The 11,992-nt window shown below is 53.5% G+C and carries 8 protein-coding genes, 4 tRNA genes and 3 rRNA genes; 13 read left to right on the top strand and 2 right to left on the bottom strand.

The genetic code is table 11. The features are described 5' to 3' along the window. Positions 1-210 precede the first annotated feature (210 nt). From L463_RS19305 to L463_RS19335, 7 genes are all read left to right on the top strand, one after another. Positions 211-1,752, top strand: a 16S ribosomal RNA gene (locus tag L463_RS19305). A gap of 70 nt (positions 1,753-1,822) precedes the next feature. Beyond that, a tRNA-Ile gene (locus L463_RS19310) sits at positions 1,823-1,899 on the top strand. 105 nt (positions 1,900-2,004) lie between these two features. Then, a tRNA-Ala gene (locus L463_RS19315) sits at positions 2,005-2,080 on the top strand. Positions 2,081-2,250: 170 nt separating this feature from the next. Beyond that, positions 2,251-5,156, top strand: a 23S ribosomal RNA gene (locus L463_RS19320). Positions 5,157-5,228: 72 nt separating this feature from the next. Further along, positions 5,229-5,344, top strand: a 5S ribosomal RNA gene (gene rrf / locus L463_RS19325). The 16S, 23S and 5S rRNA genes sit together here with 4 tRNA genes alongside, the layout of an rRNA operon. Before the next feature lie 55 nt (positions 5,345-5,399). Next, positions 5,400-5,476: transfer RNA gene (locus L463_RS19330), tRNA-Asp, on the top strand. Positions 5,477-5,528: 52 nt separating this feature from the next. Continuing rightward, positions 5,529-5,604: transfer RNA gene (locus L463_RS19335), tRNA-Trp, on the top strand. Between the two features lie 99 nt (positions 5,605-5,703). Here the strand turns inward: L463_RS19335 and hdfR are convergent. Further along, a complete protein-coding gene (hdfR, locus tag L463_RS19340) occupies positions 5,704-6,537 on the bottom strand; it encodes an HTH-type transcriptional regulator HdfR (RefSeq protein ID WP_195758490.1) in 834 nt (277 codons plus the stop codon). Between the two features lie 106 nt (positions 6,538-6,643). On the opposite strand from hdfR, the gene L463_RS19345 reads away from it, so the two are divergent. Beyond that, complete coding sequence (locus tag L463_RS19345; RefSeq protein WP_006808641.1) at positions 6,644-6,982, top strand: MaoP family protein; 339 nt, start codon at positions 6,644-6,646, stop codon at positions 6,980-6,982. Between the two features lie 27 nt (positions 6,983-7,009). Here the strand turns inward: L463_RS19345 and L463_RS19350 are convergent, their stop codons facing one another. Continuing rightward, positions 7,010-8,530, bottom strand: coding sequence for a YifB family Mg chelatase-like AAA ATPase (locus L463_RS19350; protein ID WP_023295617.1), 1,521 nt, complete (start codon positions 8,528-8,530; stop codon positions 7,010-7,012). 340 nt (positions 8,531-8,870) lie between these two features. Between L463_RS19350 and ilvL the strand changes: the two genes are divergently transcribed. The 5 genes from ilvL to ilvE all read left to right on the top strand — a co-directional run bounded on the left by ilvL (position 8,871) and on the right by ilvE (position 11,963). After that, positions 8,871-8,969: an ilv operon leader peptide gene (gene ilvL, locus L463_RS23295; protein ID WP_001311244.1), complete on the top strand. Its 99-nt coding sequence runs from the start codon at positions 8,871-8,873 to the stop codon at positions 8,967-8,969. 86 nt (positions 8,970-9,055) lie between these two features. Further along, positions 9,056-9,106: a peptide IlvX gene (gene ilvX, locus L463_RS24465; RefSeq protein WP_166792073.1), complete on the top strand. Its 51-nt coding sequence runs from the start codon at positions 9,056-9,058 to the stop codon at positions 9,104-9,106. A 2-nt stretch (positions 9,107-9,108) separates the two neighbouring features. Continuing rightward, positions 9,109-10,755 carry an acetolactate synthase 2 catalytic subunit gene (gene ilvG / locus L463_RS19355; RefSeq protein ID WP_023295616.1) on the top strand — a complete coding sequence of 549 codons (1,647 nt, stop codon included), beginning with the start codon at positions 9,109-9,111 and terminating at the stop codon, positions 10,753-10,755. After that, a complete protein-coding gene (gene ilvM / locus L463_RS19360) occupies positions 10,752-11,015 on the top strand; it encodes an acetolactate synthase 2 small subunit (protein WP_003860184.1) in 264 nt (87 codons plus the stop codon). Before ilvG ends, ilvM begins: the two co-directional genes overlap by 4 nt. A gap of 18 nt (positions 11,016-11,033) precedes the next feature. Next, on the top strand, positions 11,034-11,963 hold the full coding sequence (gene ilvE, locus L463_RS19365) for a branched-chain-amino-acid transaminase (protein ID WP_003860182.1): 930 nt from the start codon (positions 11,034-11,036) through the stop codon (positions 11,961-11,963). Positions 11,964-11,992: the final 29 nt, after the last annotated feature.

Below are 11,992 nucleotides of genomic sequence, written 5' to 3'. Positions count from 1 at the left end.
TTGACTCTGAATGAGGAAAACGTAATATACGGGACCTCGCAACGATGAGCTGAAAGCCGCGTTGCAACTGCTCTTTAACAATTTATCAGACAATCTGTGTGGGCACTCAAAGTGACATGGATTCTTAATGTCTTCGGACAATAAATGAATACCAAGTCTCTGAGTGAACACGTAATTCATTACGAAGTTTAATTCACGAGCATCAAACTTAAATTGAAGAGTTTGATCATGGCTCAGATTGAACGCTGGCGGCAGGCCTAACACATGCAAGTCGAACGGTAACAGGAAGCAGCTTGCTGCTTCGCTGACGAGTGGCGGACGGGTGAGTAATGTCTGGGAAACTGCCTGATGGAGGGGGATAACTACTGGAAACGGTAGCTAATACCGCATAACGTCGCAAGACCAAAGAGGGGGACCTTCGGGCCTCTTGCCATCGGATGTGCCCAGATGGGATTAGCTAGTAGGTGGGGTAACGGCTCACCTAGGCGACGATCCCTAGCTGGTCTGAGAGGATGACCAGCCACACTGGAACTGAGACACGGTCCAGACTCCTACGGGAGGCAGCAGTGGGGAATATTGCACAATGGGCGCAAGCCTGATGCAGCCATGCCGCGTGTATGAAGAAGGCCTTCGGGTTGTAAAGTACTTTCAGCGGGGAGGAAGGCGATAAGGTTAATAACCTTGTCGATTGACGTTACCCGCAGAAGAAGCACCGGCTAACTCCGTGCCAGCAGCCGCGGTAATACGGAGGGTGCAAGCGTTAATCGGAATTACTGGGCGTAAAGCGCACGCAGGCGGTCTGTCAAGTCGGATGTGAAATCCCCGGGCTCAACCTGGGAACTGCATTCGAAACTGGCAGGCTAGAGTCTTGTAGAGGGGGGTAGAATTCCAGGTGTAGCGGTGAAATGCGTAGAGATCTGGAGGAATACCGGTGGCGAAGGCGGCCCCCTGGACAAAGACTGACGCTCAGGTGCGAAAGCGTGGGGAGCAAACAGGATTAGATACCCTGGTAGTCCACGCCGTAAACGATGTCGACTTGGAGGTTGTGCCCTTGAGGCGTGGCTTCCGGAGCTAACGCGTTAAGTCGACCGCCTGGGGAGTACGGCCGCAAGGTTAAAACTCAAATGAATTGACGGGGGCCCGCACAAGCGGTGGAGCATGTGGTTTAATTCGATGCAACGCGAAGAACCTTACCTACTCTTGACATCCAGAGAACTTTCCAGAGATGGATTGGTGCCTTCGGGAACTCTGAGACAGGTGCTGCATGGCTGTCGTCAGCTCGTGTTGTGAAATGTTGGGTTAAGTCCCGCAACGAGCGCAACCCTTATCCTTTGTTGCCAGCGGTTAGGCCGGGAACTCAAAGGAGACTGCCAGTGATAAACTGGAGGAAGGTGGGGATGACGTCAAGTCATCATGGCCCTTACGAGTAGGGCTACACACGTGCTACAATGGCGCATACAAAGAGAAGCGACCTCGCGAGAGCAAGCGGACCTCATAAAGTGCGTCGTAGTCCGGATTGGAGTCTGCAACTCGACTCCATGAAGTCGGAATCGCTAGTAATCGTGGATCAGAATGCCACGGTGAATACGTTCCCGGGCCTTGTACACACCGCCCGTCACACCATGGGAGTGGGTTGCAAAAGAAGTAGGTAGCTTAACCTTCGGGAGGGCGCTTACCACTTTGTGATTCATGACTGGGGTGAAGTCGTAACAAGGTAACCGTAGGGGAACCTGCGGTTGGATCACCTCCTTACCTTAAAGAACCTGCCTTTGCAGTGCTCACACAGATTGTCTGATGAAAAACAGCAGTAAAAAACCTCTACAGGCTTGTAGCTCAGGTGGTTAGAGCGCACCCCTGATAAGGGTGAGGTCGGTGGTTCAAGTCCACTCAGGCCTACCAAATTTTTGCTGATGCTGCGTTGCGGCGACACTCACATACATAAGTATGCTTCGTGTCACCACGCCTTGCCTCAACAAAAATTACCGGTACAGAGGTGACTACGATGGGGCTATAGCTCAGCTGGGAGAGCGCCTGCCTTGCACGCAGGAGGTCTGCGGTTCGATCCCGCATAGCTCCACCATCTTTTACTGCGAACACAAGAAAACTTCAGAGTGAACCTGAAAAGGTGCACTGCGAAGTTTTGCTCTTTAAAAATCTGGATCAAGCTGAAAATTGAAACGACACACAGCTCATGTGTGTTCGAGTCTCTCAAATTTTCGCAATCAGAAGTGAAACATCTTCGGGTTGTGAGGTTAAGCGACTAAGCGTACACGGTGGATGCCCTGGCAGTCAGAGGCGATGAAGGACGTGCTAATCTGCGAAAAGCGCCGGCGAGGTGATATGAACCCTTGACCCGGCGATGTCCGAATGGGGAAACCCAGTGCAATCCGTTGCACTATCGTTAACTGAATACATAGGTTAACGAGGCGAACCGGGGGAACTGAAACATCTAAGTACCCCGAGGAAAAGAAATCAACCGAGATTCCCCCAGTAGCGGCGAGCGAACGGGGAGCAGCCCGGAGTCTGAATCAGCTTGTGTGTTAGTGGAACGGTCTGGAAAGTCCGACGGTACAGGGTGATAGTCCCGTACACGAAAATGCACATGCTGTGAACTCGAAGAGTAGGGCGGGACACGTGGTATCCTGTCTGAATATGGGGGGACCATCCTCCAAGGCTAAATACTCCTGACTGACCGATAGTGAACCAGTACCGTGAGGGAAAGGCGAAAAGAACCCCGGCGAGGGGAGTGAAAAAGAACCTGAAACCGTGTACGTACAAGCAGTGGGAGCCTCTTTATGGGGTGACTGCGTACCTTTTGTATAATGGGTCAGCGACTTATATTCTGTAGCAAGGTTAACCGTATAGGGGAGCCGAAGGGAAACCGAGTCTTAACTGGGCGTTAAGTTGCAGGGTATAGACCCGAAACCCGGTGATCTAGCCATGGGCAGGTTGAAGGTTGGGTAACACTAACTGGAGGACCGAACCGACTAATGTTGAAAAATTAGCGGATGACCTGTGGCTGGGGGTGAAAGGCCAATCAAACCGGGAGATAGCTGGTTCTCCCCGAAAGCTATTTAGGTAGCGCCTCGTGAACTCATCTTCGGGGGTAGAGCACTGTTTCGGCTAGGGGGCCATCCCGGCTTACCAACCCGATGCAAACTACGAATACCGAAGAATGTTATCACGGGAGACACACGGCGGGTGCTAACGTCCGTCGTGAAGAGGGAAACAACCCAGACCGCCAGCTAAGGTCCCAAAGTCATGGTTAAGTGGGAAACGATGTGGGAAGGCACAGACAGCCAGGATGTTGGCTTAGAAGCAGCCATCATTTAAAGAAAGCGTAATAGCTCACTGGTCGAGTCGGCCTGCGCGGAAGATGTAACGGGGCTAAACCATGCACCGAAGCTGCGGCAGCGACACTTATGTGTTGTTGGGTAGGGGAGCGTTCTGTAAGCCGTTGAAGGTGTGCTGTGAGGCATGCTGGAGGTATCAGAAGTGCGAATGCTGACATAAGTAACGATAAAGCGGGTGAAAAGCCCGCTCGCCGGAAGACCAAGGGTTCCTGTCCAACGTTAATCGGGGCAGGGTGAGTCGACCCCTAAGGCGAGGCCGAAAGGCGTAGTCGATGGGAAACAGGTTAATATTCCTGTACTTGGTGTTACTGCGAAGGGGGGACGGAGAAGGCTATGTCAGCCGGGCGACGGTTGTCCCGGTTTAAGCATGTAGGCGGAGGTTCCAGGTAAATCCGGTACCTTGTTAACGCTGAGGTGTGATGACGAGGCACTACGGTGCTGAAGTGATAAATGCCCTGCTTCCAGGAAAAGCCTCTAAGCATCAGGTAACACGAAATCGTACCCCAAACCGACACAGGTGGTCAGGTAGAGAATACCAAGGCGCTTGAGAGAACTCGGGTGAAGGAACTAGGCAAAATGGTGCCGTAACTTCGGGAGAAGGCACGCTGATGTGTAGGTGAAGCCCCTGCGGGTGGAGCTGAAATCAGTCGAAGATACCAGCTGGCTGCAACTGTTTATTAAAAACACAGCACTGTGCAAACACGAAAGTGGACGTATACGGTGTGACGCCTGCCCGGTGCCGGAAGGTTAATTGATGGGGTTAGCGGCAACGCGAAGCTCTTGATCGAAGCCCCGGTAAACGGCGGCCGTAACTATAACGGTCCTAAGGTAGCGAAATTCCTTGTCGGGTAAGTTCCGACCTGCACGAATGGCGTAATGATGGCCAGGCTGTCTCCACCCGAGACTCAGTGAAATTGAACTCGCTGTGAAGATGCAGTGTACCCGCGGCAAGACGGAAAGACCCCGTGAACCTTTACTATAGCTTGACACTGAACACTGGTCCTTGATGTGTAGGATAGGTGGGAGGCTTTGAAGCGTGGACGCCAGTCTGCGTGGAGCCAACCTTGAAATACCACCCTTTAATGGCTGGTGTTCTAACGTAGACCCGTAATCCGGGTTGCGGACAGTGTCTGGTGGGTAGTTTGACTGGGGCGGTCTCCTCCCAAAGAGTAACGGAGGAGCACGAAGGTTGGCTAATCCTGGTCGGACATCAGGAGGTTAGTGCAATGGCATAAGCCAGCTTGACTGCGAGCGTGACGGCGCGAGCAGGTGCGAAAGCAGGTCATAGTGATCCGGTGGTTCTGAATGGAAGGGCCATCGCTCAACGGATAAAAGGTACTCCGGGGATAACAGGCTGATACCGCCCAAGAGTTCATATCGACGGCGGTGTTTGGCACCTCGATGTCGGCTCATCACATCCTGGGGCTGAAGTAGGTCCCAAGGGTATGGCTGTTCGCCATTTAAAGTGGTACGCGAGCTGGGTTTAGAACGTCGTGAGACAGTTCGGTCCCTATCTGCCGTGGGCGCTGGAGAATTGAGGGGGGCTGCTCCTAGTACGAGAGGACCGGAGTGGACGCATCACTGGTGTTCGGGTTGTCATGCCAATGGCACTGCCCGGTAGCTAAATGCGGAAGAGATAAGTGCTGAAAGCATCTAAGCACGAAACTTGCCCCGAGATGAGTTCTCCCTGAGACTTTAAGTCTCCTGAAGGAACGTTAAAGACTATGACGTTGATAGGTCGGGTGTGTAAGCGCAGCGATGCGTTGAGCTAACCGATACTAATGAACCGTGAGGCTTAACCTTACAACGCCGAAGGTGTTTTGGCGAAGAGACAGACAATCAAATTTCAGCTTTGATACAGATTAACAGAATTTGCCTGGCGGCTTTAGCGCGGTGGTCCCACCTGACCCCATGCCGAACTCAGAAGTGAAACGCCGTAGCGCCGATGGTAGTGTGGGGTCTCCCCATGTGAGAGTAGGGAACTGCCAGGCATCAAATTAAGTAGTAAGCCGGTGCATTAATCCGGTGGTTACAGAAGTATTCGGTGGAGCGGTAGTTCAGTCGGTTAGAATACCTGCCTGTCACGCAGGGGGTCGCGGGTTCGAGTCCCGTCCGTTCCGCCACTTATTAAGACATTAAGCCTGCCCTTCCGGCAGGCTTAATGGCAAAAACTTTAGGGGCGTAGCTCAGTTGGTAGAGCACCGGTCTCCAAAACCGGGTGTCGCGAGTTCGAGTCTCTCCGCCCCTGCCATATAGAATCCTTTGCTTCGGCAAAGGATTTTTTTTGCCTGCAAAACAGCTCAACACCTTCCTGAAGAATAAGCAGCCTGCGTTTCCGCAGGCTGTTGCGTTAATCCAGTATGCTGGTTTTTAACAGATCTTTTATCTGTGACTGCTTATCGCTGTTTTGCAGCCAAATGGCATACAGCGGCCTGGAGAGCGTTGTCGAATCGGTGACAACATGGAGTGCGGGTTTATTATCCGCCCAGCGAACAGGTAACCAGGTACAGCCTTTCAATGCGGGAAGATGCTGGCATGCGATCTCCGCTGAGCTTGTCGTGAGCTGCGGGATATCATCGCTGGCAATTAACCCCGTCTCGTGCTGCTGAAAATCAGGCCCCCATTCCAGGCGTAAATAATTCAGGTTGGCCTTCATCATTGCAGGCTCCGATGCATAGAGCGCCAGGCTAAATTGTCCAACAATCTGGCTGCTAAATTCGTCCATCTTGGGTGCTTCTGTGGTGATCAGCAGATCAAGCTGCCGCTCGTGGAGTTGCTTAACCAGCGACTGACGTTGCGCAATCCTCGCCTCAAATTGCAGATGGTTGTGTGTGCGATATAGCCGCATAAGCCATTGGCTGAGCATGCATTCCCATAGCGATGCGCTGGCACCGATCGAGAATTCATTATGCCGGGAGGTGTGCGCAACCTCCTTTCGCGCTGCCTGCCAGGTATTCATCAGGGTTTCTGCATAAGGCAACAACTTTTCACCAGCCGGAGTTAAACGAATATTGTTGCGATGGCGGGTAAAAAGGTTCACACCCAGTTGATTTTCCAGCTGTCGAATACGAAAACTGACTGCTGACTGCGTCAGGTAGAGGGCTTCAGCTGCTCGCCCAAAGTGTCGCGTTCTGCTCACTTCGAGGAAAGTTTTTAGCAATTCCGTATCCACATCTTTCTCCACAAAATTATTTGTCGTTATGATTTAAATGTTTTGTTTTACACTCTGTCAAGCGTAACTAATACTCCGCGCCATAAATAGCTCGGCCAAAGAATTAGGAGCGTGTAGGATGGCGGAAAGCTTTACGACGACTAATCGTTTTTTCGACAATAAACATTACCCGCGCGGGTTCTCTCGTCACGGCGATTTCACTATCAAAGAAGCTCAACTTCTTGAGCGCCATGGTTATGCCTTTAACGAGCTGGATCTGGGTAAACGTGAACCGGCAACCGAAGATGAAAAACAGTTTGTCTCTGTTTGCCGTGGTGAGCGTGAGCCGCAGTCTGATGCAGAACGTGTATGGATCAAGTATATGGCTCGCATTAAGCGTCCTAAGCGTTTCCATACGCTGTCTGGCGGTAAGCCGCAGATGGAAGGTGCAGAAGACTACACCGAGTCTGACGATTAAGAAGAGAAGGGGCTACGGCCCCTTTTTTTACGCCAGCATTTTTTGCAGATGCAACAGCAGCCGATCGATCGCTCGGTAACTTAATGCCTCCTGCAAATGCCGCCTCTCTATTCCGGAGCAGCCCTCCACGTCGGCGACCGTGCGCGCTACTTTCAACAAACGCTGCCACGCGCGAATGGATAGCCCAAACCGCGTCAGTGTATCTTCCAGCCAGCCTGCATCTTCAGCGTTAAGAGAACAAAACTGTCGGATCCCGCTGTTATCCAGCCGGGCATTCAGCCTGTTCTGACGAGCATACTGCCGCGCCTGCGCCGCAATAACCCGTTCACGCACAGTTGCTGAGCTTTCGCCCCTAATACCGGTTTGCCTCAGCAGACCGGGCGGGGGCAGGGGGATCTCGAGAGATAAATCAAAACGGTCGAGAAAGGGGCCAGACAGCTTACTCAGATAGCGCAGCGTCTGCTCCGGCGTACAGCGGTTATGATTGCCCTGATAATGACCCGTAGGGCTAGGGTTCATCGCCGCGACTAGCTGAAACTGCGCAGGGTAGCTTATTTTGGCCCGTGTACGAGACAAATGGATTTCGCCGGATTCAATCGGCTCCCGCAATGCATCCAGCACGCGGCGTTCAAACTCTGGCAATTCATCCAGAAACAAAATGCCGTTGTGCGCCAGTGAGATTTCACCCGGTCCGGGGATCGAACCCCCGCCCACCATCGCGGTAAGAGACGCACTGTGGTGTGGAGAGCGGAAAGGACGGCGGCGCCACTGTTTATGCAGCGACGTAGAACTGACCAGGCTAAATATCGCGGCGCTTTCCAGCGCTTCATGATTATTGAGGGGTGGCAACAGGCCGCTCAATCTGCTCGCCAGCATCGTTTTCCCCGTGCCTGGCGGACCTATCAGTAACAGGTTATGCCCACCCGCGGCCGTTATCTCTAACGCCCGCTTACCCTGTTCCTGACCCATAATATCGCTGAGATCTTCGGGCGAAGCTGGCGCCACCTCGTCATTCTCCTGCGGCTCGGCAAGCTCGTGTCGGCCTTCCAGCCAGGCGCAAACCTCTTGCAAATGTCCTGCGACAAGACACCCCTTTTCGGCGATAAGGCTTACTTCAGAGGCATTTTCATTGGCCACAATGATTTGTCTTCCCGCGCGTATGGCTTCAAGCGCACCCGAGATTGCTCCGGGAACGCCTCTTAACGCGCCTGTAAGCGCTAATTCACCCACGAACTCACACGAGCTTAGCCCTGGCGTATTGAGCTGTTCAGAAGCCGCGAGAAGCGCTATAGCAATAGGTAAATCATATCGCCCTCCCTCCTTTGGCAAATCGGCGGGCGCAAGGTTAATGGTGATCTTCTTCGCCGGAAAAGCATAACCGCTATTAATAATTGCGCTGCGCACGCGATCCCTCGCCTCTTTAACGGTCGTTTCTGGTAAGCCGACCAGCGTCAGTCCGGGCAGTCCATTACTTAAATGAACCTCTACAGAAATAAGCGGTGCCTTCACGCCGATGGCCGCGCGTGTATAAACAACTGACAGTGACATAAGCCCTCCTTGGCGGTGACTATGCCAGCATCATTTTTTCCTGTTTAGCACTAATTCACTGAATTACGGCGCTCGTTCCAGCCTTTTAGCGGCAAAATGTAATCCTTACATGTCGGTGGAATCGGCCTCGCAGAAAAGAAATCATGCGCGCCTTGCCGGATGAAGCAGGACAAAAAAATGAAAAATCTTCATTTCTATTTTTTCCCTATATAAAACAACGATTTTGAAAGAAATAGTTCGCATGCTACAGATATAGGTCATAAAAAAATCTTGTGTCAGATGAAATATCTGTGGTAACTCTTTAGGTATTCCTTCGAACAAGATGCAAAAAGAACTGAAAATGACAGCCCTTCTACGAGTGATTAGCCTGGTCGTGATTAGCGTGGTGGTGATTATTATCCCACCGTGCGGGGCTGCACTTGGACGAGGAAAGGCTTAGAAATCAAGCCTTAACGAACTAAGACCCCCGCACCGAAAGGTCCGGGGGTTTTTTTATGACTAAAAAACTTAAATGAGGAGCAGAGAATGACGACTAGCACAAAATTCTGTTTCTCCAGATTTATGACGGGGAACTAACTATGAATGGGGCACAATGGGTAGTACATGCGTTGCGCGCGCAGGGAGTCGAAACCGTATTCGGTTATCCGGGTGGCGCAATTATGCCGATTTACGATGCACTGTATGACGGCGGCGTGGAACACCTGTTGTGCCGACACGAGCAGGGCGCAGCGATGGCCGCCATCGGTTATGCCCGTGCGACCGGTAAAACCGGCGTCTGTATGGCCACCTCCGGTCCGGGCGCAACGAACCTGATCACCGGCCTGGCTGACGCGCTGCTCGATTCCGTACCCGTGGTGGCGATCACCGGCCAGGTGGCCTCTCCGTTCATCGGCACCGATGCCTTCCAGGAAGTGGATGTGCTCGGTTTATCGCTGGCCTGCACCAAACACAGCTTCCTCGTTCAGTCTCTCGAAGAGCTGCCGCGGGTGATGGCCGAAGCGTTCGAGGTTGCCAGCTCTGGCCGTCCTGGCCCGGTTCTGGTTGATATCCCGAAAGATATCCAGGTTGCACTCGGCGATCTGGAGCCGCATTTCTCTACCGTGGAAAGCGATAATGCGTACCCGCATGCAGAGGTGGAAGAGGCGCGTCAGATGATGGCGCAGGCCAAACAACCGATGCTGTACGTAGGCGGCGGCGTGGGCATGGCGCAGGCTGTTCCGGCGCTTCGCGCGTTCATTGCGACCACGCAAATGCCCGCCACCTGCACGCTGAAAGGTCTCGGTGCGGTAGAGGCAGATTACCCGTACTACCTCGGCATGCTGGGGATGCATGGTACCAAAGCGGCAAACCTGGCGGTGCAGGAATGCGACTTGCTTATCGCCGTCGGCGCACGTTTTGACGACCGCGTTACCGGCAAGCTGAATACCTTCGCGCCGAACGCCAAAGTGATCCATATGGACATCGACCCGGCGGAGATGAACAAACTGCGTCAGGCGCATGTCGCGTTGCAGGGCGATCTTAACGCGCTGTTACCGGCGCTGGAGCAGCCGCTGGATATCAACCCATGGCGTCAGCACACCGCTGATATGCGTACTGAACACGCGTGGCGTTACGATCACCCAGGCGACGCCATCTATGCGCCGCTGCTGTTGAAACAGCTGTCAGACCGTAAACCCGCAGACAGCGTGGTAACGACGGATGTCGGCCAGCATCAGATGTGGTCAGCCCAGCACATGACCTACACCCGCCCGGAGAACTTTATCACCTCGAGCGGGTTAGGGACGATGGGCTTCGGCCTGCCCGCTGCCGTGGGCGCACAGGTTGCCCGCCCGAACGATACCGTTATCTGTATCTCCGGTGACGGCTCCTTCATGATGAACGTCCAGGAGCTCGGCACCGTGAAGCGTAAGCAGTTACCGCTGAAGATCGTCTTGCTCGATAACCAGCGTTTAGGCATGGTTCGCCAGTGGCAGCAGCTGTTCTTCCAGGAGCGTTACAGCGAAACGACCCTGACCGATAACCCCGATTTCCTCACCCTGGCCAGCGCCTTCGGCATTCCTGGCCAGCACATCACCCGTAAAGACCAGGTTGAAGCGGCACTCGACACCATGCTGTCAAGCGAAGGGCCATACCTGCTTCATGTCTCAATCGACGAGCTTGAGAACGTCTGGCCGTTGGTACCGCCCGGTGCCAGTAACTCACAAATGCTGGAGAAATTATCATGATGCAACATCAGGTCGCCGTGCAGGCTCGCTTCAACCCGGAAACGTTAGAACGCGTATTGCGCGTGGTTCGCCACCGTGGCTTTCAGATTTGCTCTATGAATATGGAAACGGCCACCGACGCGCAGAACATCAGTATCGAATTAACCGTTGCCAGCCCGCGGCCGGTCGACTTACTGTTTAGTCAGTTATCAAAACTGGTAGACGTTGCCCATGTTGCCATCTGCCAGAGCACAACCACATCACAACAAATCCGCGCTTAAGCGTGACAGGACGAAAAAATGACGACAAAAAAAGCTGATTACATTTGGTTCAATGGTGAGATGGTTCGCTGGGAAGACGCGAAAGTTCACGTGATGTCCCACGCGCTGCACTACGGCACCTCCGTGTTTGAAGGGATCCGTTGCTACGACTCTCACAAAGGGCCAGTGGTGTTCCGCCATCGCGAACACATGCAGCGTCTGCATGACTCAGCCAAAATTTATCGTTTCCCGGTCTCCCAAAGCGTTGATGAGCTGATGGAAGCCTGCCGCGAGGTGATTCGCCAGAACAAACTGACCAGCGCCTATATTCGTCCGCTGGTCTTCGTGGGTGATGTTGGCATGGGCGTCAACCCGCCCGCTGGCTATAACACCGATGTGATCATTGCTGCGTTCCCGTGGGGCGCCTACCTGGGCGCGGAAGCGCTGGATCAGGGGATCGACGCAATGGTTTCTTCCTGGAACCGCGTGGCGCCAAACACTATCCCGACTGCGGCTAAAGCGGGCGGTAACTACCTTTCCTCACTGCTGGTCGGCAGCGAAGCGCGCCGTCACGGCTATCAGGAAGGTATCGCGCTGGATGTGAATGGCTATATCTCCGAAGGCGCGGGTGAAAACCTGTTTGAAGTGAAAGACGGCATTCTGTTTACGCCGCCATTCACTTCGTCCGCGCTGCCGGGCATCACCCGCGACGCCATCATCAAGCTGGCAAAAGATCTGGGTATCGAAGTGCGCGAGCAGGTACTGTCCCGCGAATCCCTGTACCTGGCTGATGAAGTGTTCATGTCCGGTACCGCGGCTGAAATTACGCCGGTGCGTAGCGTCGATGGCATTCAGGTGGGCGAAGGCCGCTGTGGCCCGGTCACCAAACGCATTCAGCAAGCCTTCTTCGGCCTCTTCACCGGCGAAACAGAAGACAAATACGGCTGGTTGGATCAGGTTAATCACTAAATATAAATTTGGGACGGCACGCACCGTCC

Origin of the sequence: Enterobacter sp. BIDMC 27, from assembly GCF_000534415.1 — a bacterium.
GTDB classification, from domain to species: Bacteria; Pseudomonadota; Gammaproteobacteria; order Enterobacterales; family Enterobacteriaceae; genus Enterobacter; species Enterobacter hormaechei_C.
This window is presented reverse-complemented; position numbering and strand designations above follow the sequence as displayed.